The sequence below is a fragment of the Niallia sp. FSL K6-0212 genome, assembly GCF_038007605.1.
GTDB classification, from domain to species: Bacteria; Bacillota; Bacilli; order Bacillales; family Cytobacillaceae; genus Niallia; species Niallia circulans.
Window position 1 is genome coordinate 2,845,145 of the sequence record NZ_JBBOXL010000001.1, and the last position, 25,044, is coordinate 2,870,188.

Below are 25,044 nucleotides of genomic sequence, written 5' to 3' on the forward strand. Positions count from 1 at the left end.
GGATGTGTTCGACGTGAAAAACAAAATGGGGATTATTTCTGATGATTTAACAGGCGCTAACGATTCTGGTGTGCAGCTGGCAATAAAAAAATTATCTACTAGTGTTGTGTTTGATTATAAAAATTTATCTAAAGATATGGCCTCTGATGTTCTAATAGTAGATACGGACAGTAGAGCGAAAGAGGAAGAGGATGCATATAAGGCAGTAGTAGAGGCAGCATCCTTTCTCAAAAGAAACGGGTATAAACATATTTATAAGAAGGTAGATTCCACGTTAAGAGGCAATTTAGAGGCAGAACTGGCAGCGCTAGAATCTGTTTATAAACCAGATATGATTGTTATTGCGCCGGCCTATCCTAAAATGAGACGTCAAACCATCAATGGACACCATTTTGTAGACGGTAAAATCATTACAGAAACCGAATTTTCCAATGATCCGAAGACACCTGTACAAGAATCGTTTTTGCCAAAGCTTTTAAATTCGAAAAATAACAGGAAAATTACATTGGTTAATAAGGAAGTTTGGCACAAGTCTAAAGAGGAGATAAACAGTTTTATACAATCATCCTTAGTGGAAGGGAATAAATGGTTTGTTTGTGATGCCGAATCTGAGGAGGATCTCATAAATATTGCTAAACTATTTTCTGAGCAAAATAAATCGATTATTTGGGCAGGATCTGCTGGACTGATAGAATATCTGCCGGGAATGCTGCATTTAATGCCTTCATCAGTAAAAGAACAGGAAGATATGGAAATCCAAACTACTTTGATCGTATCTGGAAGCTTATCTCCCGTAACGAAAAAACAATTATATAAGGTTGATAGACTGCAAGATTCTTATTTTATGCAGGTTGACCCTGTGGATTTAATAAATGGTAGCTATAGGCTGGATGAGTTTATGGAAATAATCCAGCAGAATAAAGAACACAACCATTTTGTACTTTATGTAGAAGCGGATGATGACAATAGAAAGCGTGCCATTGAAGCAGGTAAGATACTAGGATTAAGTAAAAATGATGTTAGTGAAGCAATATCAAATGGATTGGGTATCATTTCAACCCATATAGTAAAAAATGCTCCTTTTATTAAAGGGTTAGTCTTAACAGGCGGAGATACTGCCAAGGCAGTATGTCGTGCGCTGGGAGTAACAGAAATGGATTTATATATGGAAATTGAACCAGGACTTCCTTTTGGAAAAATTAGAACAGAAATGAAAAGCTATTGGGCGGTAACGAAAGCAGGAGGCTTTGGCCAAGAAGATTCATTAATAAAAGCATTAGAGTTTTTAATTAACAATAGAAGGGTGATAGTATGAGTATTGTAAAACCAATTGTAGGGATAACAATGGGAGATGCAGCAGGGGTTGGTCCAGAGATTATTTTAAAAAGTCTCGATAAAGAGGAAATGTATACGATTAGCAGACCGTTGGTAATCGGCGATAGTAAGATTTTGAATAGAGCCAAACAATTTGTTAATAGTGATTTAGCTATCCAAAATATTTCCGTAGAGGAAATTAACGAAATAACCTATGATTATGGCACTGTTTATTGTTTAGATTTAAATTTATTGGATGAAACACTTCCGGTAGGAAAAGTGGCTCCAGAAGCTGGGAATGCGGCATTTCAATATCTTGCTAAAGCCATTGAGCTTGCAAAAGAAAATAAAATCCATGCAATATGTACAGCACCATTAAATAAAGAGGCATTGCACAAAGGGGGACATAAATATCCAGGCCATACAGAAATCTTAGCTGATCTTACTGGTACTCAAGATTTCTCTATGATGCTGTCTGCTCCGAATTTAAAAGTTATTCATGTTACAACACATGTTGGAATTCTTGATGCAGTTAAGATGATTAATCCCGAACGTGTCTATCATGTTATTAAACTTGCTCATGATACTTTACAAAAGGCAGGTATTTCTAATCCGAAAATTGCTGTTTGCGGCATTAATCCACATGCTGGTGAAAATGGATTATTTGGTTATGGAGAAGAAGAAGAAAAAGTAATTCCTGCTGTAGAAAGAGCACAAAAAGAAGGGATAGAAGCAGTAGGCCCACTTCCGGCAGATACATTATTTTTCCGTACTGTACGTGGGGATTTTGATATTGTAGTAGCAATGTATCACGACCAAGGACACGGTCCAGTGAAAGTACTAGGATTAGATGCCGGAGTGAATATTACCGTTGGTTTGCCAATTATTCGAACAAGCGTAGATCATGGAACGGCATTTGATATCGCAGGTAAAGGGATCGCAGATGAAAAAAGCTTAATGGAAGCAATGCGACAAGCTGTAGAACTAGCTCCTAAATGATAAAGAAAAAGAAGATAAATTTATTAGCTTGTTAGTGTATTAGATAGACAAATATGGCCGGAATTTTACCTTAACATCATCATTCAGTAATTCTAATCATCGCAAGCTGCTGAATTTGAAAAAGCTGGATGTTTTGGTGCTCGATGTAAAGGTTCGGAAGCGCAACTAACCATCAGTGGTAAGGCAAAATACTGATGGTTAGCTTTGTTTATAAAGCGGAGGATTTTTCTTTTCGTCTATATTCAAAAGGAGTGTAATTTGTTTCTTTTTTAAAAAGTTTGGTAAAGTAGGAGTAATTTCCATATCCGACTTTATCTGAGATTATATGTACTGGTAATGTAGTTTGAATGAGTAGCTCCTTAGCGATGTCTACTCTTTTTTTGATGATATAGTTTACAAGAGAGAGTCCAGTTTCTTTCTTAAAAATTCTTGCTATATAATCTGGGCTTAAATATACAATCTTTGCAATATTATCTCTTGTAATATTCTCATGATAATGTTCATCAATATAGTCACAAATTGTATTAACAACGGTTTTCTGAGAGTGAATAAAATCTACATATTGCAGCGAAATATCAACTAAGTAAGTAATATAAATCATCATATCATCGATTGAACGCAATGATTGTGTTTGTAAAAAGTTATTTGTATTTCCATCAAATAATTTGTGTGCAAGCACTTCCTTCTTTTTTAAGTGTGTAAATAACAATTGTGTAATATCCAAACGGAAATTACATAAAACATCAAGATTAAGAGCGTTTGATTCTTTCAAGTGAATTAAATACTGTCGACATTTAGCTAAAAAGCTTTGTTTGTTTCCATTTTGCAGATACTTCTCTAAAATAGCTAAATTAGGTTCTGTGTAACTAGTGACTGTTATCTCATAAGATAGAAAGTGCTGAACAGAATTTCTAAACTCAATCATATCGTCACTTTTTCGCTGGAGCTGCTTTACTGCTGACTGAATGTTGACTAACGGAGCAGGAAAACCAATACTAAAACGACTATCTATTGACAGCTCCTCCTTAAGCGTATGGATTAAGTTCTTGCATAATGAAACGAATGAGGTTTGTTCATCACTTTTTTTTAAAAGAAGTACATAGCTTTCTTTATTAATATCAAGGGTGACTATACTCTCTAAAGAAAAGCGCTTTTCTTTAAGGGTAGAGTTTAAATGGACAATTAGTTTAGAAACCAATGCTTTATCTATTTCAAAAATAGGCGTGCTGTTTTCTTTAAAAGACATATGATAAGGAAATATATTTAGTAAAATGGGCAAAAAATAGTCTTCTGTAGAATAATTTAAATGATTTTTTAGTAATTGTTCTTCTAGGTCTGCTTGAAGCCACTCATGGTTTCTTAAATATGAACTCCAAAAATGATCTACTAGCTTTTGTTTGTTCTGCTGCCAATACTGACCTACTTGGATGGCCTGTTGACTTTGTTGATTGGCTTTTACTTTCTTAATCGCTTTTAATATACTGAATTCTAATTTATCGATTTCAATTGGTTTTAAATAGTATTCAAAGCTCTGAAGCTCAATCGCCTTTTGGGCATAATGAAAATCAGCAAAATTAGTTAAGAAAATGGTCTGGATTGTATAGCCTTCTTGCCGCACCCATGCCAATAATTCGAGGCCGCTACCTTGCGGCATTTCAATATCTGAAATAAGCAAATGAATGCTTTGTTTTTTAAATATATTCTTTGCTTGGCGGATATTATGGGCCGTATAGACTCGCTCAATTCCTAGATTCCCCCAATTGACCTTCTCCTTTAATAAGGCAACGACAAAGCGATCATCATCTACAACTAAGACATTCATTGTTTATTCCTCCATTAATTGAGTTGGGATAACTAATTGAACAATCGTTCCACTTTCGATTCCGTTTGAAAAGGAAATGGAAAAACTATTCCCATAAAGCATTTGAAGCCTTTGAATGACATTGTTTATTCCAATTTGCCTGCCATTAATTTCTGAAATGGGCAGTTGGTTTTCGAGTTTATCTAGTATATCTGATGGATAGCCAGGGCCATTATCTTTTATCGTAATATTCATTTTTTGTTCAGCTTTCAAAGTGGATATGTTTAGAGAAATAATAAGTGTATCCTCGTCGTTTATAGCTGAATGTCCGTGTTTGATGCTATTTTCAATAAAAGTTTGCAGAATCAATGGCGGGATTTGTACTTCCCCCACGTCTAAAGCAAAGGATGTTTCAAATTGGAAAGTCGGTCCGTGTAATAATTGTTGAATAGCAAGATAATCGTGGATATGATCCAGTTCCCTTTTTAATGAAACAAAATGGAGATTTGTTTGAAAAAGATAGCGAAAGTAACGGGATGTAGCAATGGACATTTTTTTGATTTCTGCAAACATCTGCATTTCCGCCATACTGTGAATACTTGATAAACAATTAATATAAAAATGTGGCTTAATCTGTAATCGCAAAAAATCCATCTCTATTTTTTTCTTTTCAAGCTCTTGTTCATAAATATTAATTTTTAACTTTTTTATTTCTTGAATAAGGTTTTTAAATTGGGTGTTAGCTTGCTCCAGCTCCACGATACTGCTACTTTCAAAATCAATCATATTGGTACTTTTGTTTAGTTCAGATAGATTTTTAGAGAATTTTTGAATAGGGAAGATTAACCGATTTTTAATATAAACCAAAATGAAAAATAAGATAATGCTAATAACAATGGTAGCTAAAATTAAGATGAATTGTGTAATAACAACATGTTTAAATGCTCCAAAATGATCTACGTTTATTTGTAGACTAAATGGCAATAAAGTTTGTTTTTCTTGAAACCGTAACTTACTTGTAAAAAAGTCATAGGATGCTGCGTCGTTTGCTGTTGACTGATTGGTGGTTAAAATTGTTCTTCTCTCTTGCTTCATTACGATGGAGCCATTTCTCCCTAAATTAAAGTTTTCTAGAGGCTTTAATAGGTCTTCAGCAGAAACTAGGCAAACAAAAATCCGATTTTCATAGCTTAATAGATGATAAAAATAAAAGGCGCCGTTTATTTTTATTGCTTTCCAAGTGCTAAAGTTTTCATATGTATGCAGAGAGTCATTTTTAGAGAAAAAGTAATTCTTTATTTGTAAATAATCTTGATAAGGCAGTTTAATTGGTGATGCATTGGTAAAAAAGGATTCTCTTTTTAGACCGAGAAAGAACTGAAACTCTTTACCTGTCGAGTATTGAAAGTCAATTATACGCGTTCGAAAATTAGTTAAGTCTCGGGGGAATTCGTCCATCTTCATGTTTTCTTCCATTTCTTCAATTAATGGCTCGTGCACGACCGTCCAAATCATAAAGTGGTCAACTGCTTTTAAGTTGGTACGCACATTCTCCATATAAAGATTGACCGTATTGGTAATCGTCTCAATGCTTTGTTTTCGTGTAATGGAGATGGTTAACATGCTAATAAACATGTTGATTAGTAAGATAATGACCATAATGATTAACAGTACTTTTAAATAGTAATTGATCGATCGGGATGGGTTTTTATCAATAGAACGGACCATTTACTCATCTCCCATGCTTATTATCATTATATTAATTTGTCAAACTATTTCTAGCAGTATTCCGTCAGAAAAATATAAAAAAGACAGAAAAATAACGGAATACTGCTATTTCTTCGTGTAATTAGAAAGGAATGATAAAATCTATCCTGTTTAGTATTATTTCAGGTCGGTATAGCTCTATTTTTATTGAATGCGCTTTCATATAATGATTATATCAAACAAAGGAGGTGGAAGAGTTGAAAAGTACGATAGCTACGGAAAAAAACACGCAAGTAACACCAAATATTCCAAACAAAATAAGACACATAAAGCAAATCAAAAAAAGTCTGCCCTTATATGTGTTGCTTCTGCCTACTCTCATTCTATTAATTTGTTTTACGTATATTCCGATGTATGGAATTATCATGGCATTTAAGGATTATTCTCCCGCTCTTGGAATTTGGAATAGTCCTTGGGTTGGAATGAAGCATTTTATCCAGTACTTTCATTCCTACCAATTTGGTTTAACGGTGAAAAACACCTTATATATTAGTTTATATAGTCTGTTAGTTGGGTTTCCTCTGCCGATAGCTTTAGCCATCCTCTGTAACCAAATGCGTATTGGCATGTTTAAAAAGGTTTTTCAAGTTACAACGTACTTGCCGCATTTTATTTCTACAATGGTAATGTGCGGGATGATATTAATTTTTTTATCACCGAGTACTGGGCTTATCGCAAATGTTCTATCTTTATTTGGGATGGAAATGCCGAACCTGTTATCAAAGCCGGCACTATTTAGCAGTGTATATGTGTGGAGTGATGTATGGCAGCATTTAGGCTGGGATAGTATTATTTTTTTGGCTGCCTTGTCAGCAATTGACCCAACTTATTATGAAGCTGCAACAATGGACGGCGCAAGCAGAATTCAAAAAATTATTCATATCGATTTACCGCTTATTATGCCTACGGCTATGATTCTATTAATTTTGCGTGCCGGCAGTCTTTTGAGTGTTGGCTTCGAAAAAGTATTATTATTACAAAATCCATTAAATTTAACGGGCAGTGAGGTTATCTCCACCTATGTATATAAAGTGGGGATGCAGAACTTCCAGTATAGTCTTTCCACAGCAATTGGGCTATTTAATACGGTAGTTAATGTAATCATATTACTTTTTGTCAATTGGCTTTCAAAGAAGCTTACGAAAACAAGTTTATTGTAGGAGGGGGGGCATTAGAATTGGAAGGAACACTTATTCAAAAATTCAATAAAAAGTTAAAAAGGAAAAAAAGGTGGAATGATCGCTTATTTGACATAGCTGTTTACACAATTGCTATTTTAATGATTTCAATGATTGTATATCCTCTCTGGTTTATTATTATTGCTTCATTTAGTAATCCAACAGATGTAACCAATGGGAATGTATGGTTTTGGCCAAAAGAGTGGCGCTTGGATGGCTATATTGAATTATTTAAGCAGGAGATTATTTGGAGATCGTATGTCAATACGATTATTTATACAGCAGCAGGGACGATTATTGCCATAATTGTTAATATTCCTGCCGGATATGCTTTATCAAGGTCTGACTTATTCGGGAAAAAGTGGCTTTCTATTTTTATCCTAATTCCTATGTTCGTCAGCGGGGGCTTGGTACCAACCTATTTAGTCGTAAAAGGCTTTGGATTACTTGATACCTTTTGGGTAATGGTATTGCCTTTTGCAGTGTCTTCCTTTCATATTATTATCGCTCGAACATTCTTCAAAAATAGTATCCCTGATACATTGTGGGAAGCCGCTCAAATTGATGGCTGCGGAACCATACGCTACTTTCTAACGATTGTGCTGCCATTATCAAAAGCCATTTTAGCTGTAATTGGATTGTGGACGGCTGTTGGTATTTGGAATTCATGGTTTAATGCATTAATTTATATTTCGAACGAAGACTTACAGCCACTCCAATTAGTGTTGAGAAGAATCTTAATTTCCAATGAATCCTTACTTGGTACTGCATCTGGTGAACTCGCATCGGAATTGAGAAGATTATCTGAAATGATGAAATATGCAGCGATTGTTGTATCAACTGCACCAATTATGTGCTTATATCCATTTTTACAGAAATATTTTAATCAAGGTGTCATGGTTGGTTCCATTAAAGAATAAGAGAGGGGAAGGAAAAGATGTTAGAGAGAAGCTGGAAAGGGTTATTGAGTGTCGTTTTAGCAAGTAGCTTAATAGTTGGCTGCAGTAATGCTAATACGAACCCAACAGAAAAGGAAGATGGAGAATACCGAATTGCAACCGTCCGCTGGTCAGACTGGGGAGATGATTTTCTAAAAGGCTTTGTAGAAGAGACGGAAAAAGAAGCAGGAATTAATGTCGATTGGGATATTTACTTGAATTCAGAATGGGGGGATAAGAAATCAGTTTTAATGGCAGGTGGAGATTTACCAGATGCATTTTGGGGATCACTTGCTTTAAGTGATGGAGATATTGCCCAAAATCAAAGTCTCTTTATTCCCCTAGAGGATCTCATTGCCGAAAATATGCCGAATTTAATGGCAGCATTTGACAAAGAGCCGTCTCTGCGAGCTTTAGTTACTTCTCCAGATGGTCATATTTATAGCTTGCCTAAGAAATTGCCTTTAAGACCATTGACAGGAAATCAGTTGTTTATTAATCAAAAATGGTTAGACAATTTGGGCTTGGAAATGCCAGATACGTATGAAGATTTCTATCATGTTCTTCAAGCATTTAAGGAAAAGGATGCCAATGGAAATGGCGACTTAAATGATGAAATTCCATATGGGGGGAATATTTATGGCTTTATATTACCGTTTGGTGTAACAAAGGGTAATGATAAAGCCGGCTTAATGACGCTAAAAGATGGAAAGCCTTCTTACATTCCAACACAAGAAGAATATAAAGAAGGGATTGCATGGATGCATCAAGCATACAAGGATGGCTTAATCGATCAGGAACTGTTTACACAAGATGATTCAATGGCAGAAGCAAAGCGTAAAGATGAAAACGATGCATTAGTAGGTGTTGCCTTCGGCTGGACTCCAGATGCTGTATTTGGTCCAAATGCCGAAGAATATGTACCATTAGCTCCACTAAAAGGTCCGGATGGAGAAAGATATGTCATTTCTGATACAGAAACATATTCGAGAAATGAACTACTAATTACTACCCAAGCTAAGGACCCGGCGAAATTGCTGCAATGGGCGGATAAGTTTTATACAGAGGATGCAAGCATTCAAACTTTTTATGGTTCCTTTGGAATTGGGGTAGAGAAGAAGGATGATGGATCATATCAAGTACTGGATGCACCAGAAGGCGAATCTGCAGATATTTTTGCCTGGACAAATTCATTCCGTGATTTTGGTCCAAAGTACATTGAGGACGGTTTTAATGAAAAGGTAACATTGCCTACAGACAGTGGGGATGGATTGAAGTTAGAATTGGACAAAAAAATAAGTGAATATGCAAGAGAGCAATTTCCAACAGTAAGTTTTACGGCAGAAGAAATGCAGCGTTTAAACACATTAAATGTAGATTTAACTTCCTATGTAAATTCCATGCAATCAAAATGGGTTGTAGAAGGTGGCATAGAAAAAGAGTGGGATGACTATATAAGTCAATTAAAGAAAATGGGCTACGATGAATTTATGGAAATTCAAAACAATGCGTTTAACCGCTATCAAGAATCATTAAAATAGTTCAAAAATATAACAGTCAGAGAATTGATATATTCTGGCTGTTACTTCTATATGGAGACTAGGTAACTTTTATAGGACTAATTCGGAAAAGGAAGGTGAATGAAATGAGTTCCCTTTTTCAAATAGATGGTCTGATTGGCAGAAAATTAGCGAGAATGGTGGATATATTTTTATTAAATTTAATTTTTATTCTTTTTTCTCTCCCTGTTGTGACAATAGGTGCTTCACTGACAGCTTTATATACAGTCAGTTTTAAAATAATAAATGGGGAAGATCCATCTGTCTGGCGAAGTTATATCAAAGCGTTTAAAAAGAATCTAAAACAAAGTTCTTTCGTTTGGTTTCTTTTAATAGGGATTGCTGTCATACTGTTTGGCGATATTTATTATCTTGTATACACAAGTGGTATTTGGAAAATCATTTTTATGAGTCTCACTCTTTTCTTTGGTTTTCTCTACAGTACATTAATCTTATATATTTTCCCCTACTTATCTAGATTTGAGGATTCAATAAAAACAGGTATGGTGAATTCTTTATTAATGGGAGGATTTCACTTTCCCTTCCTCGTCCTGTTATTAATCATTAATTATTTACCTATAATCTTCATTATTTCGTCTTTTACTGGCTTTATGACAGGTATCTATTTCTTTACATTCGGGGGATTTTCCATTTTTGCTTTGCTGAACACAATTATATTGAAGAGAATTTTTTCAAAATATGAAAATAAAAAAGGAGAGAAGTAGAATGGAAGTAATACGAATAGGAATAATTGGCGTTGGCGGAATGGCTCAGTCTCATATCAAAGGACTGCAAAATGTTGGAACATTTAAAATAGAGGCAATCTGTGATTCGAATCGTGTAAGACTAAAAAAAGTCGGCGAGCAATTAGCTATTAAAACAGAAAATCAATATCAAGATTTCCGTGAGCTAATTGATTCTCAAAAAATAGATGCAGTTGTTTCTGTCACCCCTAATAATGTTCACGCACCTATTTTAGAATATTGTATGGAACGGAAGATGCCTATTTTAACAGAAAAACCATTTACTTTGGATTATGAGGAAGCACAGCAGCTTGCAGAAAAATATAAAAAACAACCTATTCCCTGTATGGTAGGATTTAGTTATCGATACACTCCTGCATTTCGCTTTGTAAAAGTATTGCTGGAAAAAGGGGAAATCGGTCAAATAAGAAATTTTTCTATTCAGTATCTGCAAGGTTGGGGAGCTCCATCGTATCAAACTCCTTATATGTGGCGCTTTAATCCTGCCATTACAGGAACAGGCGTATTAGGAGATTTAGGTTCCCATATGATTGATATGGCACATTATCTATTTGGACCATTCCAAGAGGTATCGGCAATATTGGAAAGTTTTATTACCAAAAGAAAATTAGAGCATTCGAATGAATCGAAAGAATTCGCTATTGATGATTTTGCAAGCTTTCAGGCCCGGATGGAAAACGGCATTATTGGTACATTTCAAACAACTAGAAATGCGATTGGATCAGGAAATCAGCATGAGATAGCGATTTTTGGAGATAAAGGAACGCTTCATGCAAGTACAAAGGAAGAAGATATCGTTTATTTAATTCAAGTTAATGAGGAAACGGGTGAACTTGTGGAGAAAAAAATGCATGTTCCCAAATCGGTCTATTTGACAGAATGGGAAGATTTCTCCAAAATGCTAAATGGGGAGGTAAGATTAGGTTTCCCAGATTTTATGACGGGAGTAATGAATCAACAAGTATTAGAAGCAATTAGGGAGTCCAGTAGAGTTCCTGGAAAAAGAATAGCACCTCTCTAAGAAGCTGAAAGGGATAGTGTTTGTTTAATTCTCCTAATAAAGGATAATAATAACCTAGGCAGCAATTCTACATAGATTAGTATTCGATTATTAGAAGGAGAATTTATTATATGAAGTTTAAAAATCATCTTGTCTTTAATGTTTCTGTAATTATTTTATTAGTGATTGTATTAATAGGAGTATTTGCACCAAAATCGCTTGAACAAACCTCAGCTAATGCACAATCTTTCATTACAGATTCTTTTGGCTGGTATTATTTAATTGTCGTTACGTTTTTCGTGATAATATGTTTATACTTATTAATAAGTCCGGTAGGAAGAATTAAATTAGGAAAACCTGAGGATAAGCCAGAATTTTCTCGAATAGTATGGTTAGCAATGCTTTTTAGCGCGGGAATGGGAATCGGACTTGTGTTTTACGGGACTGCGGAACCACTTAGTCATTATGCAATTAGTTCACCTACAAATGAGATTGGAACAGAACAAGGCATGAAAGATGCTATGAGATTTACCTATTTTCATTGGGGAATTCATGCATGGGCAGTGTATGGAATTGTGGCATTAAGCCTTGCTTATACTACCTTTCGCAAGGGAGTAAAGACGTTAATTAGTTCGACCTTAAAACCATTACTAGGTAATTCTATGGATGGAAGATTAGGAAGAATCATTGATATTATCGCTGTGTTTGCGACAGTTACTGGAATAGCAACAACACTAGGATTCGGTGCGGTACAAATTAATGGAGGGCTTTCTTTTCTTTATGGGGTTCCTTCTAGTTTTTTAACTCAATTTATTATTATTGTAATAGTTACCATCTTATTTTTACTCTCTGCTGTTTCAGGTTTAGGGAAAGGCATTAAGATTCTTAGCAATATGAATATGATACTAGCATTTGTCTTATTTTTATTTGTATTTATTTTGGGGAATACAGTCTTTATCCTCAATTTATTTACAGATACAGTGGGGACGTATCTACAGAATATAGTGCGCATGAGCTTCCGGATTTCCCCTTTAAATGGTGAAAATCGTCAATGGATAAATACTTGGACCATTTTTTACTGGGCTTGGTGGATTGCATGGTCACCGTTTGTTGGAATTTTTATTGCTAGAATTTCCAAAGGAAGAACAATCCGTGAATTTGTTACGTTTGTCTTATTTATCCCCTCCATAATTGGGTTTTTATGGTTTACAGTATTTGGGGGTAATGCGATGTTTATCGAGCATAAGGGATTAGGTTCTATTTCCACCTTCGCAACGGAAGAAACATTATTTGCTCTTTTAGAACATTTTCCTCTTAGTGCGGTATTATCTATTTTAGCAATTGTATTAATTGGTGTTTTCTTTATTACCTCAGCGGATTCAGGTACTTTCGTTTTAGGTATGCTTTCTGCCAATGGTACACAAAATCCGAGCAATAGAATTAAAGTAATTTGGGGACTCTTACTTACCTCTATTTCGCTTGTCTTACTTTATTCAGGGGGATTAGATGGTTTACAAAATATGATGATTATAGCCGCTCTCCCTTTTTCCGTTATTATGATCTTAATGACGGTAAGTTTATTAAAGGAGGTCCATTTGGAAAAAGCGGAATACGAATCAAAATGGAAAAAGAAAAAAGGCTCGATGTGATATCGAGTCTTTTTTCTTTTTAATCTTCATTCTCTTTGTCTTTATTAAACCATAACGGCTCATAATCATCGACTTCGCCATTATAATTGATTAATATTTCTTCACCAGCTTTTATATCCTTATAAGCATAATAGTCAAATGTATGCTTATCAAAATTAATCTCATATGTTGCATTTGGTTCATAGGAATGGTTAAAGAGCATGCCGTATCCAAGAACAACAGCACTGTGGTTAATCCCATATTCATAAACATAATCTTCTAGCACGGTTCTTTCGATATATTTATGCTGCTCATTAGGATATGGAACAACGGGAGCTTCATGGAATAAAGTACCTTTTTTGATATCACATGTAGCAAATACGCCTCTATTGAATTCTCCATCACTTAAGGGAGATGTTTTAATTTCAATCATCATTGATCACCTACAACTCTTTCTAAAGTATACTGCTATATCATACTCTAACATTGTTTCTATTATTTAGGAAATAAATAAAATAATTTTTTATAAAAAAGAAATAATTCTTGTAATAAACTGAGTTTTTAGCTAATGAAGGTTTGAGGATTCATAGTGTATAATGAGATAATATTCATTAAGGAGTATGTTTTCTTAAAGGAATTCAGTTAGTAAGGCGATTACGTGTTAATAAAGCGGTAAACAAAGGCGTTTATACATTGTTTATAATAAAGAACATAAAAAGGGAAAGAACAGGAGAAAAAATGAAAAATTATAAAATGCTTATTCAATATGATGGTGGACGTTACAAAGGATGGCAGCGTCTAGGAAATGGAGACCAATCTATTCAAGGGAAAATTGAAAATGTCTTAACAGAAATGGTAGGAGAAAAGATTGAAATTATTGGCTGCAGCCGAACAGATGCAGGGGTACATGCCTTATCTCAAGTTGCCAATTTTAAAATGAAGAAAGAGATGACGGAAAAAGAAGTAATGAATTATTTAAACCATTACTTGCCAAATGATATTAGTATATCAAAAGTACAGATTGTACCTGATCGCTTTCATGCGAGATATAATGCGAAGGATAAAACATATTTATATAAAATATGGAATAAATCGTATACCCATCCATTTATGCGTAAATATAGCATGCATGTAGAGAAACGATTAAATCTAAAGAAAATGGAACAAGCAGCTGCCTATTTTGTGGGGAAACATGATTTTACAGCTTTCTCCAATGCTAAATCAAAGAAAAAGTCTATGGTGAAAGAAGTATACTTTGTTGATATAAAAGAAGTTGACGGATTTATAGAAATTCGCGTGAGCGGCGATGGCTTCCTTTATAATATGGTCAGAAAAATGGTTGGTACATTGATTGAAGTTGGCTTAGGAAATATTGAAGCTGATGCTATTCCAGCAATTATGGAAACAAAGGATCGCAGCCTAACAGGCATGATGGCAGAAGCGAATGGGTTATTTTTAGAAAAAGTAAAGTTTTAATAGAAGTGAAGGCGAGCAAGTGGTTATTTTGAACTGCTTGCTTTTTTGTATCCTTTTAATGGTTAGGGAACAATAGTGAGGGACAGAGTGATTGAATTGCATCTAAACTTTAACAGCAAAAGATATACAAAGAAATTCATTATATTACTTTTAAAAATAAATTTTATACTATATATCTGAAAAGCTTTGCTAAAAAAAGAATGATTTGACGAATAAAAGGATAATTATATAAGATACAAAGATTTGTCACATCCTTTTGGTAATAAATAATTTTTGAATGCAGAAGTGAATTTATTTGGAGGAGGAAATTTTAGATGAAATATGCTGATGACAGTCTTATGCTTCATACCGATCTCTACCAAATTAATATGATGGAGACTTATTGGAGAGATGGAATACATGAACGAAAAGCTGTATTTGAACTTTATTTTCGCAAGCTGCCATTTGGTAATGGCTTTGCCGTTTTTGCTGGTTTAGAACGGATTTTATCTTATATAAAAAATTGCCGATTTACGGATAGTGATATTGATTATTTAAGAAGTGGAGTTGGCTATAAAGAGGACTTTTTAGATTATCTAAAAAATGTTACTTTTTCAGGAGACATTTATTGCATGGAAGAAGGAGAGCTAGTATTTGCTAATGAACCTATTCTACGTGTGGAAGCTCCACTTGCAGAAGCACAATTAGTGGAGACAGCATTATTAAATATTGTTAATTATCAAACACTTATTGCCACTAAAGCTGCGAGAATGAAACAGGTTATTGGCAGTCAAACGGCGATGGAGTTTGGAACAAGAAGAGCGCAGGAAATGGATGCGGCGATTTGGGGAACAAGGGCTGCCTATATCGGGGGATTTTCCGCCACTAGTAATGTAAGGGCTGGTAAGATTTTTGGCATACCTGTATCTGGTACACATGCACATGCATTAGTTCAAGCTTATCAAGATGAATATGAAGCTTTTAAGAAATATGCGGAGGCGCATACAGACTGCGTTTTTTTAGTGGATACATATGATACACTTCGTTCTGGTGTACCCAATGCCATAAAGGTAGCAAAGGAATTTGGTGACAAAATTCATTTTAAAGGAATTCGCTTAGACAGTGGAGATTTAGCCTATCTTTCTAAGAAAGCAAGAGCAATGCTTGATGAAGCCGGGTTCTACGATGCGAAAATTATCGCATCGAATGATTTAGATGAGTATACAATTATGAATTTACAGGCAGAAGGAGCAAAGATTGATATTTGGGGAATTGGCACAAAGCTGATAACAGCGTTCGATCAGGCAGCATTAGGAGCTGTGTATAAATTAGTAAGCATTGAAAATGAATCAGGTGAAATGAGAGATACAATAAAATTATCTGGAAATCCGGAAAAGATATCCACACCAGGGCAGAAAAGGGTATATCGAATTATTAATAAGGAAAATGGTCATGCAGAAGGTGATTACATTACCCTCGCAACTGAAGCTATCACACAAGAACCTTTAAAAATGTTTCATCCTGTTCATCCTTATTTGAATAAGGTGGTAACAAACTACCAGGCAATTGAACTACATCATCCGGTTATAAAGAATGGACAAATTCAAATAACTCCACCACTATTAACGGATATTCAAAAAAAGGTCGAGGAAAATCTAGAGTTGTTATGGAATGAATATAAAAGAACGCTCAATCCGGAAGAGTATCCAGTTGATTTAAGTAAGGCTTGCTGGGAAAACAAGCGCAATTATATCGAGAAAATGAAGAGGAAGACGAACCGAATTTAAAAGGGAGGAAAATATGTGAGAAAAATAGGGGTTTATGGATCATCCTTTGATCCTATTACAAATGTTCATCTTTGGACAGCTAGCACAGTTGCTCATCGATGTAAGTTAGATAAAGTTATCTTTCTTCCTTCTTCGAGCAAAAGAAGAGATAAAACAATGGAAACAGCTGATGAACATCGCATAGAGATGGTCAATATGGCAATAGCTGACAATGATAAATTTGCAGTCGATGACTATGAAATGAAGCAAGATGGCTGGGAAATCTATACGTATCACACAATGAATTATTTTAAAAAATTATTTCCAGAAGACGAAGTATATTTCATTATGGGAGCAGATTTACTTGTTGATATTGGACAAGGCAAATGGACCAAAGGGGAAGAATTGGTAGCGGAAAATCGATTTATTGTTATGGCCCGAAATGGAGTTGATATGCTTTCCACGATCAGCCGCTCACCACTTCTCCGCAATCATGATGATGGGAAGACCTTTCACTTGTTAGATAAGGGACTGTCCATGGAAATAAGCTCTACGTATATACGGGAAGAGTTTTCAATGGGGGGAGAACCAAGGTATCTTTTGCCAGAAAAGTGCTATCAATATATAAAGAAAAATAAGTTATATCAGTAAACCGTTCTAAAAAAAGCATAGAAAAGAACAAAATTAATAATAAATTAGTAATTGATGAATACTGAATAGTCTGATAGAATGGAGGCAATCTAAAGGCTATGTGTAACTGGCGAAATACGGATAACCGTAGGGGAGCACATAGTGTCGTATGCCGTTCGCCTGGGCAGAGGTAAGGGAATGAACTCCTTGCCTTTTTCTTTTTTTACTATTTCCGTAAAAAAAGGGAAGCAGTATGTTCCAAGCTTACAAAGAATATAATTGATGAAAAAGGGAGCAATGGAGATGAGCACTACGACTGTTAAAGAAGTAAAAACAATTAAGACGTTAAATAATATTGCAGCAAGTGGACTAAATGTATTTAAAAAAGGGAATTTTACAATGGATGATACGAGTGCCAATCCTGATGCGATTCTTTTGCGCAGCTTTAATATGCATGGGTTGGAATTGGGAGATAATTTAAAGGCAATAGCACGTGCAGGAGCAGGAGTCAATAATATACCGGTTGAACAATGTACAGCAAAAGGAATTGTTGTATTTAATACACCTGGTGCGAATGCAAATGCCGTAAAAGAGATGGTGCTCATGTCATTAATGGCTTCTTCCCGAAATTTATTTGAAGGAGTATCATGGGCCAAAACACTTGTTTCGGAAGGTGATCAAATTCCAAAACTTGTGGAAACAGGTAAAAAACAATTTGTTGGACATGAAATTAAAGGAAAAACATTAGGCGTAATTGGTTTAGGTGCAATTGGTGCTCTGGTAGCAAACGATGCTCTTGCCCTTGATATGGATGTTATTGGGTATGATCCATTTCTTTCTGTCGATACTGCTTGGAATTTATCACGTAATGTTAAGCGAGCAATGACATTAGATCAATTATTTGCAGAGTCTGACTATATTACGGTTCATGTTCCATTAACGGAAGACACGAAGGGAATGTTTAATAAAAAGGCATTTGCCTTAATGAAACCTGGTACGCAAATTCTGAATTTTTCTCGTGGAGAGCTAGTAAATGAAATAGACATGGCTGTTGCATTGGAAGATGGGAAGATAGGACGATATATAACAGATTTCCCAAATGAAAATGTTCTCCAAATGAAAAATACGATTGCGATTCCACACCTTGGTGCATCTACAGGAGAATCAGAAGAAAATTGTGCGGTAATGGCAGCGCGTCAGGTAAAGGATTTCTTGGAAACTGGAAATGTGAAAAACGCTGTGAACTTTCCGAATGCATCTATTCCCTATACGGGAAAACGTCGGGTGACGGCATTCCATTTAAATGTTCCTAATATGGTTGGTCAAATGACACAAGTAATTTCTACCTATCAGTTAAATATTGCCGATATGATAAATAGAAGCCGCGGCGAATATGCTTACACGATGATAGATATTGATAACCAAGTAGCGGATGAGATTGTTCCTCTTTTATCTAAGCAATTAAAGGAAATTGATGGAATTGTAATGCTGAGAGTAATCTAATTCGCGAAATAGTAAATAGACACTTACACTTATAGGCTCTCAGGCAAAATAGATTTTTGCTGGAGTCTATTTGTACCTAGTTGGATTATGACAGCGATGGAGTACGAGACAATGGAAAATTATCTATTTTATTAAATCAACATTTTTTTAACAAAAAGGGCTGTCCAACAGGACAACCCTTTTGCTTAAAGCAGTTTATTTAAATAACACACTTACTGACTTATGTTCATAAACGCGGCTGATGGCATCACTTAGTAATTCAGCAATAGATAACTGTGTAATCTTGCCGATTCTTTTTTCTTCTGTAAGTGGAATGCTGTTTGTTACAATCAATTCCTTAATTAGTGATTCTTGTATCATATCAATAGCGGGTTCAGATAAAACGGGATGAATACAACATGCGTATATTTCTTCAGCGCCATTATCAAGTAAGGCTTTCGCAGCAGTAGTTATCCGATAAGAAGTATCCACTATATCGTCTATAATAATTGCCGTTTTTCCTTCGATATTACCAACAACGTTTACTTCGCGGGGACCGAAATCTTTTGGACCTCGTTTATCGATAATAGCGATAGGTGCTTTTAAGCGGTCTGCGAGCTCACGTGCCCGGGTTACGCTGCCGTGGTCTGGGGCTACTACAACAACATCATGTGTAAAGTCTTTCGTATTTAAATAATCAGCAAGAAGCGGGATACCTACTAATTGATCAACTGGGATATTAAAGAAGCCTTGTGTTTGTGGAGCGTGTAGATCTAAAGTTATCACACGGTCTGCACCAGATTTTTGAATTAAATTGGCAACTAATTTAGCTGTAATGGGCTCTCTTGGTTGGGCTTTTCTATCTTGGCGTGCGTATCCATAATAAGGGATAACGACATTAATAGTGTTAACAGAAGCTCGTTTTAATGCATCTATCATAATAAGCAATTCCATAATACTTTGATTTACAGGATCGCATGTAGATTGAATAACAAATACTTCGCAGCCGCGGACACTTTCTTCAATATTGATTTGAATTTCACCATCACTGAATTTTTTGACTGTACACTTTCCTAATTCGGTACCGAGATGATTTACGATTTCTTGAGCTAGTTCTGGCGACGAATTGAGTGCGAAAACTTTTAATTTGGTTCCTTGATATGAATTGGGCATGAATGCTTCCTCCTATAATTTGAACATTCGTAGTGATGATTCATTTTCCTAAAGATACTTCTAACAAATATTGTAGGACACTGATATTTGCATTGCAACCTAATAATAGATTTTTTTCTTCCTGATGTATCTTTCTTCTTGTATGAGGGAGCAATGGAATTGTCTTAGTAATTTATAGCCTTATAATCTGCTTTTACAAACCTAAAATGAAAGATGTTTTTTTAAAAGAAACTTTTGCTATTTGATCATGCAGAGATTCGTGTATCTTGTCTTAGAATGTGCTAAACTATAATTCGTTAATTCTTATTACATAAAAAAATTTAAATAGTAGAACTGAAAAGAGAGTGATAAAACATGCAGCAAGAAACATTGTCTAGAGGGTTGAAAAACAGACATGTTCAATTAATTGCAATTGGAGGAGCAATAGGAACAGGGCTTTTTCTAGGGGCTGGTAAATCCATCCACTTAGCAGGTCCGTCTATTTTATTTGCCTACATCATAACTGGTATCATTTGTTTTTTGATTATGCGAGCACTAGGAGAGTTGCTTCTTTCTAATCTGGAATATCATTCCTTCGTTGATTTTGTAAATGATTATTTTGGCAATAAAGCTGCCTTCGTAACAGGCTGGACGTACTGGTTCTGTTGGATTTCGATTGCAATGGCAGATTTAACTGCTATCGGCATGTATACAAAGCTATGGTTTCCACATGTACCTCAATGGTTACCAGGGTTTATCGCTTTAATTGTCTTACTTATTATGAACTTAGCTACTGTAAAGCTTTTTGGAGAGATGGAATTTTGGTTTGCTTTAGTTAAAGTTATTGCCATTATTGCATTAATCATTATTGGCTTTATTATGATAGTAAAAGGCTTTTCAACAGATGCTGGTCCTTCAAGCTTTACCAATCTGTGGAATCATGGCGGCATGTTTCCTAATGGAATGAACGGGTTTATTCTTTCATTTCAAATGGTTGTTTTTGCGTTTGTAGGAATTGAATTAGTAGGGCTTACAGCTGGGGAAACAGAGAATCCTGAAAAGGTTCTTCCAAAGGCAATTAATAATATACCGATAAGAATTTTAATTTTTTATGTGGGGGCATTGCTTATTATTATGAGTATTTACCCTTGGAATGCCATTAATCCTGCTGAAAGTCCTTTTGTTCAAGTATTTTTGGCCGTTGGGATTACAGCAGCGGCAGGGATTGTGAACTTTGTTGTATTAACTTCCGCAGCATCAGCCTGTAACAGTGCGATCTTTAGCACAAGCAGAATGATGTTTGCGTTGGCAAAGGAAAAGAATGCACCAGAATCCCTTGCTAAATTAACAAAAAATCAAGTGCCATCAAATGCACTATTCTTTTCTGTGATTGTTGTGTTAATTGCGGTTATTTTAAATTACATCATGCCAGAAGGCGTATTTACGTTAATCACAAGCATATCGACCGTTTGCTTTATCTTTATTTGGGCAATTACTGTTCTTTGTCATTTAAAGTATCGTAAATCACGCCCAGCACTAGCGGCAAAAAATAAATTTAAAATGCCACTTTTTCCATTTGCAAATTATCTTATTCTTCTTTTTCTAGCGTTCGTCCTTGTTGTATTAGCGCTTGCTGAAGATACAAGAGTTGCATTATTTGTTACACCAGTCTGGTTTATCTTATTATTGGTGATTTATCAAATTAAGTGGAAACAATCTGCAAGTTGATAGATTTCTTTTATAAATGGAGCCTGAAATTGATTTGAATATCGATTTCAGGCTTTGTTTTATTAGTAGCGGAAGATTTGAAAAAATCAAAAAATATATTGACAAAATCTTCAATAGAATGCTATTATATTCTTCTTTTGAAAAGGAGGGAGAACGCAATGATTAAAGTTCAAGGAATTAATAAGTCCTTTAAGGTGGCAAAGAGGGCAGCAGGTCTACGAGAAGGACTGAAAGCTCTTGTTTCAAGGGAGCATACAATTGTCCATGCATTAAAGGATATAAGTTTTACGATAAATCCTGGAGAAATGGTGGGATATATCGGTCCAAATGGAGCAGGGAAATCAACGACGATCAAAGTAATGAGTGGTATTCTGGTACCAGACAGCGGCGTTTGTGAAATTATGGGTTATACCCCTTGGCAGGATCGTGTAGAATATGTGAAAAATATTGGCGTTGTTTTTGGGCAGCGATCCCAGCTATGGTGGGACGTTCCAGTAATCGATTCATTTGCCCTTTTAAAAGATATATATCATGTACCAGACAAGGGCTATAAGGACACACTGTCGTTATTAATGGACACACTCGAGTTAAAAGATATCCTGCATTCACCAGTAAGACAGCTCAGCTTAGGACAGCGTATGCGTTGTGAAATTGCTGCTTCTCTTATCCATAATCCACAAATTCTCTTCTTAGATGAACCTACCATTGGTCTTGATGCCGTAAGCAAGATAGCAGTTAGAAATTTTATAAAAAAAATCAATAAGCAAAAGAACGTAACAGTTATTCTGACAACACATGATATGTTTGATATCGAAGCCCTATGTGACCGTGTTCTTCTAATAGGAAAAGGGAGCCTATTATATGATGGGAATTTGCAGGAATTAAGAAGCCGTTTTGGCTCCCATCGTACCATTACTGCAGACTATAAATCTAGCAATGCACCAGTCGAAATTCCTGGGGCCGATATTCTTTCTTGGACGGAGGAAAGAGCTATATTAAGTGTAGATACCTCAGAAATTTCTGTCTCGGAAGTTATTATGAAATTGTCTCATTCCCTGGATCTTGTTGACGTTTCTGTAACATCACAGCCGATTGAAGATATTATTGTACAGCTTTATAAGGAGTACGAAATATGAGGACAATTAAACCATATGTGGCTGTGTTAAGATTGCGATTATTAAATGGGATGCAATACCGGGCAGCGGCTTTAGCGGGTGTGGCTACACAGTTTTTCTGGGGATTTATTTATATTATGATTTTTCAAGCTTTTTATATGCAAACGATGGGTGAACAGCCTATTTCTTTGGAAGAATTAGTTACTTATTTATGGTTACAGCAGTCTTTTTTAGCGTTTATTATGCTATGGTTTCGTGATAATGAATTATTTGATTTAATAACGACAGGAAATATTGCTTATGAGTTATGCAGACCAATCGGAATTTATGAATATTGGTTTAGTAAGTTATTAGCGCAGCGGTTAGCAAGTGCGCTGCTAAGGTGTTTTCCAATACTATTACTGGCATTTCTCCTTCCGCCAGCTTATCGGCTAATGCTGCCGCCAGATCTAAAAACATTTTTATTATTTTGTATTTCCCTCTTATTAGGATTGTTCGTATTAGTGTCTATTTCTATGTTTATTTATATTTCCGTTTTTATAACGCTTTCGCCAATGGGATCTCTGTTAGTATTTGGTGTAGTAGGGGAGTTCTTTGCTGGGATGGTAATACCTATTCCGCTTATGCCAGAGTGGCTTCAGCAAATTGTTTACCTTCTACCATTCAGATTAACGGCAGATTTTCCGTTTCGAGTCTATTCTGGCAACATTCCGAATACTGAAGCAGTTGAAGGAATCATAATTCAATTAATATGGCTGGCAGCACTTGTGTTTCTTGGGAAAATGTCATTACATAAAGCGATGAAAAAAGTCATTGTACAAGGAGGGTAAATAGTATGCGCCTTTATTTTCAATACCTTCTGCTCTTATTTAAATCACAAATGCAGTATCGAACGTCTTTCTGGCTATTGTCATTAGGGCAGTTTCTTGTGCCCTTTTCTGCCTTTGCTGGATTATATTTTTTATTTGAAAGGTTTGGTCAAATTAAAGGCTGGGATTTTTATGAGGTGGGTCTTTGTTTTGCTGTCATTCATATGGCTTTTGCATTAAGTGAATGCTTCGCAAGAGGATTTGATAATTTCTCCAGCCTTGTTGCCAGCGGTGATTTTGATAGATTGCTTGTTCGACCAAGGACGACTTTTATTCAAGTGTTAGGTTCGAAATTTGAATTTACAAGAGTGGGAAGGTTATTACAGAGTGTTATGGTTCTAGGGTGGGCATTATTTAATCTAGCAATTGATTGGAACATAATGAAGTGTATCACGCTGTTGTTAATGATTTTAAGCGGTGTTTTTATTTTTACAGGAATTTTTATTTTGGCAGCGACTCTTAGCTTTTGGACCATTCAAGGATTGGAGATTGCTAATATTTTTACCGATGGCGGCAGAGAAATGGCTCAATATCCATTAAATATTTATCAAAAATGGGTGACGCGTTTTTTTACTTTTGTTATTCCTTTTGGTACTGTCAATTATTTGCCTTTGCTTTACCTTCTTGGTAAGGGCGGCGAAGCGGAATGGTTATATATGCTAACCCCGCTTGCAGGGATTTTATTTATCCTTCCTTGTATTCTTGTGTGGATAGTTGGTGTGCGTCACTATCGGTCAACTGGTTCTTAAAATGGGATGTTTCTTAAACTCGTAATGGTGGTATAAATCTAGTAGATAAATATATGCATCATGAAATATTGGGAGGCGTTTTACAATGAATAAAGATTCAAACACAAACCCTGCAGGCAAAACTCATCAGCCTGACGAGAAGAAACAAAAGGATGAAGCTTCAAAAGGATTGAAAGAAACGCATGATCAAGCAAATGATAGTTTAACAGAGGGAACCATTGATAAGAAAAAAGACAAAGAATAACCATTTTTAAGCGTCAAGAAGATGGAGAAAACGAGGAATCGTTTTCTCCATCTTTTTTCATGTCACTAAATAATAGATAAGGGAGCAAAAAGAGGATATAATTATATCCGCAAAAGTAAAGGAAAGAAAGGCTGATGGAATGAAAAAAAGATGGAGGATATTAATTGGCTTTTTGGTTTTATTGTTTATCCTATTTGGTGCCTATCAATTAATGAACGCTCGATCTTTTCAATTATTCGGTGGATTAACAGATCATGTGAAGACAAAGAAAAAAGTAGTTGCCTTAACATTCGATGATGGACCTACCAAAAATGTAGATGATATTCTGTCCTTACTAGATGCTTACGATGCAAAAGCAACTTTTTTTCTAATTGGAAATGAAATAGAAAAAAATCCTCTTTTGGCAGAGAAAATTGCGGAAAAAGGACATCAACTTGGAAATCATACATACTCTCATGAGCGTATGATATTTAAGTCGCAAGCTTTTATAAGGAATGAAGTAGAAAAAACAAATCAATTAATTGAAAAAGCTGGTTATACAGGTGAAATAGATTTCAGACCGCCAAATGGAAAGAAGCTAGTTGGGCTTCCTTATTTCTTGAAACAAGCAGAAATAGATACGATTCTATGGAACATGGAGCCTGATACGTATTATCAGACGGCAGAAGACAAGATAAACTATGTGAAAGAGTCAGTAAAGCCAGGTTCCATTATTTTGATGCACCCAATGTATGATAAGACAGGGCAAGAACAAAAAGCGTTAAAAGGAATTTTAAGTACACTAACAGAAGCTGGGTATACATTTGTTACGGTTAATGAGCTTCAAGAGATGGCAGATAGCAATTAATTGTTAAATAGCAAATAGAACAAGGTATGTGGATTTTAGCCAGATACCTTTTTTTATGA

Annotated in this window: 22 protein-coding genes and 1 riboswitch; of the genes, 18 read left to right on the forward strand and 4 right to left on the reverse strand. The window is 35.4% G+C overall.

The features are described from left to right. The first annotated feature begins 13 nt into the window (after window positions 1-13). Both MHH96_RS13420 and pdxA read left to right on the forward strand, forming a co-directional pair. Window positions 14-1,315 (forward strand): four-carbon acid sugar kinase family protein, encoded by a 1,302-nt coding sequence (locus MHH96_RS13420; protein ID WP_144544401.1) that lies wholly within the window; start codon window positions 14-16, stop codon window positions 1,313-1,315. After that, entirely contained in the window at window positions 1,312-2,313 is a 1,002-nt protein-coding gene (pdxA, locus tag MHH96_RS13425) for a 4-hydroxythreonine-4-phosphate dehydrogenase PdxA (RefSeq protein WP_061799620.1), read from the forward strand. The genes MHH96_RS13420 and pdxA overlap by 4 nt, the downstream gene beginning before the upstream one ends. 208 nt (window positions 2,314-2,521) lie before the next feature. Here pdxA and MHH96_RS13430 read toward each other — a convergent pair whose 3' ends face one another. Both MHH96_RS13430 and MHH96_RS13435 read right to left on the reverse strand, forming a co-directional pair. Next, window positions 2,522-4,135 carry a response regulator transcription factor gene (locus tag MHH96_RS13430; RefSeq protein WP_341117560.1) on the reverse strand — a complete coding sequence of 538 codons (1,614 nt, stop codon included), beginning with the start codon at window positions 4,133-4,135 and terminating at the stop codon, window positions 2,522-2,524. Window positions 4,136-4,138: 3 nt separating this feature from the next. Then, the gene (locus MHH96_RS13435; RefSeq protein ID WP_144544399.1) at window positions 4,139-5,842 is read right to left on the reverse strand and encodes a histidine kinase; all 1,704 of its coding nucleotides are present in this window, start codon (window positions 5,840-5,842) and stop codon (window positions 4,139-4,141) included. Between the two features lie 236 nt (window positions 5,843-6,078). Here MHH96_RS13435 and MHH96_RS13440 point away from each other — a divergent pair, with 236 nt between their 5' ends. The 6 genes from MHH96_RS13440 to MHH96_RS13465 all read left to right on the forward strand — a co-directional run bounded on the left by MHH96_RS13440 (window position 6,079) and on the right by MHH96_RS13465 (window position 12,969). Further along, a complete protein-coding gene (locus MHH96_RS13440) occupies window positions 6,079-7,041 on the forward strand; it encodes an ABC transporter permease (protein WP_217275619.1) in 963 nt (320 codons plus the stop codon). Window positions 7,042-7,058: 17 nt separating this feature from the next. Further along, entirely contained in the window at window positions 7,059-7,979 is a 921-nt protein-coding gene (locus tag MHH96_RS13445; RefSeq protein WP_235850429.1) for a carbohydrate ABC transporter permease, read from the forward strand. A gap of 17 nt (window positions 7,980-7,996) precedes the next feature. Further along, entirely contained in the window at window positions 7,997-9,538 is a 1,542-nt protein-coding gene (locus tag MHH96_RS13450; protein WP_047941567.1) for an extracellular solute-binding protein, read from the forward strand. A gap of 104 nt (window positions 9,539-9,642) precedes the next feature. After that, window positions 9,643-10,281 (forward strand): YesL family protein, encoded by a 639-nt coding sequence (locus tag MHH96_RS13455; RefSeq protein ID WP_061799610.1) that lies wholly within the window; start codon window positions 9,643-9,645, stop codon window positions 10,279-10,281. Window position 10,282: 1 nt separating this feature from the next. Next, window positions 10,283-11,341 (forward strand): Gfo/Idh/MocA family protein, encoded by a 1,059-nt coding sequence (locus tag MHH96_RS13460; RefSeq protein ID WP_047941569.1) that lies wholly within the window; start codon window positions 10,283-10,285, stop codon window positions 11,339-11,341. Window positions 11,342-11,451: 110 nt separating this feature from the next. After that, window positions 11,452-12,969, forward strand: a complete 1,518-nt coding sequence (locus tag MHH96_RS13465; protein ID WP_341117566.1) for a glycine betaine uptake BCCT transporter — start codon at window positions 11,452-11,454, stop codon at window positions 12,967-12,969. Window positions 12,970-12,988: 19 nt separating this feature from the next. Here MHH96_RS13465 and MHH96_RS13470 read toward each other — a convergent pair whose 3' ends face one another. Beyond that, window positions 12,989-13,381, reverse strand: coding sequence for an SET domain-containing protein (locus tag MHH96_RS13470; protein ID WP_047941571.1), 393 nt, complete (start codon window positions 13,379-13,381; stop codon window positions 12,989-12,991). Window positions 13,382-13,686: 305 nt separating this feature from the next. Between MHH96_RS13470 and truA the strand changes: the two genes are divergently transcribed. The 4 genes from truA (at window position 13,687) to MHH96_RS13490 (ending at window position 18,302) form a co-directional block, all read left to right on the forward strand. Further along, on the forward strand, window positions 13,687-14,424 hold the full coding sequence (gene truA / locus MHH96_RS13475) for a tRNA pseudouridine(38-40) synthase TruA (protein WP_341117568.1): 738 nt from the start codon (window positions 13,687-13,689) through the stop codon (window positions 14,422-14,424). A gap of 314 nt (window positions 14,425-14,738) precedes the next feature. After that, entirely contained in the window at window positions 14,739-16,190 is a 1,452-nt protein-coding gene (locus MHH96_RS13480; RefSeq protein ID WP_047941573.1) for a nicotinate phosphoribosyltransferase, read from the forward strand. A gap of 15 nt (window positions 16,191-16,205) precedes the next feature. Next, window positions 16,206-16,820, forward strand: coding sequence for a nicotinate-nucleotide adenylyltransferase (nadD, locus tag MHH96_RS13485; RefSeq protein WP_061799595.1), 615 nt, complete (start codon window positions 16,206-16,208; stop codon window positions 16,818-16,820). Between the two features lie 92 nt (window positions 16,821-16,912). After that, a riboswitch (ZMP/ZTP riboswitch) is annotated at window positions 16,913-16,992 on the forward strand. Window positions 16,993-17,102: 110 nt separating this feature from the next. Next, window positions 17,103-18,302 carry a phosphoglycerate dehydrogenase gene (locus MHH96_RS13490; protein WP_095257723.1) on the forward strand — a complete coding sequence of 400 codons (1,200 nt, stop codon included), beginning with the start codon at window positions 17,103-17,105 and terminating at the stop codon, window positions 18,300-18,302. A gap of 195 nt (window positions 18,303-18,497) precedes the next feature. Here the strand turns inward: MHH96_RS13490 and MHH96_RS13495 are convergent, their stop codons facing one another. Beyond that, the gene (locus MHH96_RS13495; RefSeq protein WP_341117570.1) at window positions 18,498-19,454 is read right to left on the reverse strand and encodes a ribose-phosphate diphosphokinase; all 957 of its coding nucleotides are present in this window, start codon (window positions 19,452-19,454) and stop codon (window positions 18,498-18,500) included. A gap of 354 nt (window positions 19,455-19,808) precedes the next feature. Here MHH96_RS13495 and MHH96_RS13500 point away from each other — a divergent pair, with 354 nt between their 5' ends. The 6 genes from MHH96_RS13500 to MHH96_RS13525 all read left to right on the forward strand — a co-directional run bounded on the left by MHH96_RS13500 (window position 19,809) and on the right by MHH96_RS13525 (window position 24,985). Further along, window positions 19,809-21,161 (forward strand): amino acid permease, encoded by a 1,353-nt coding sequence (locus MHH96_RS13500; RefSeq protein WP_047941577.1) that lies wholly within the window; start codon window positions 19,809-19,811, stop codon window positions 21,159-21,161. A gap of 158 nt (window positions 21,162-21,319) precedes the next feature. After that, window positions 21,320-22,297 carry an ABC transporter ATP-binding protein gene (locus tag MHH96_RS13505; protein ID WP_336044771.1) on the forward strand — a complete coding sequence of 326 codons (978 nt, stop codon included), beginning with the start codon at window positions 21,320-21,322 and terminating at the stop codon, window positions 22,295-22,297. Next, complete coding sequence (locus tag MHH96_RS13510) at window positions 22,294-23,106, forward strand: ABC transporter permease (RefSeq protein ID WP_328283109.1); 813 nt, start codon at window positions 22,294-22,296, stop codon at window positions 23,104-23,106. The genes MHH96_RS13505 and MHH96_RS13510 overlap by 4 nt, the downstream gene beginning before the upstream one ends. A 5-nt stretch (window positions 23,107-23,111) precedes the next feature. Beyond that, window positions 23,112-23,894, forward strand: a complete 783-nt coding sequence (locus MHH96_RS13515) for an ABC transporter permease (RefSeq protein WP_047941579.1) — start codon at window positions 23,112-23,114, stop codon at window positions 23,892-23,894. Between the two features lie 85 nt (window positions 23,895-23,979). After that, entirely contained in the window at window positions 23,980-24,138 is a 159-nt protein-coding gene (locus MHH96_RS13520; protein WP_082138285.1) for a YozQ family protein, read from the forward strand. A 139-nt stretch (window positions 24,139-24,277) separates the two neighbouring features. Further along, the gene (locus MHH96_RS13525) at window positions 24,278-24,985 is read left to right on the forward strand and encodes a polysaccharide deacetylase family protein (protein ID WP_047941580.1); all 708 of its coding nucleotides are present in this window, start codon (window positions 24,278-24,280) and stop codon (window positions 24,983-24,985) included. Window positions 24,986-25,044: the final 59 nt, after the last annotated feature.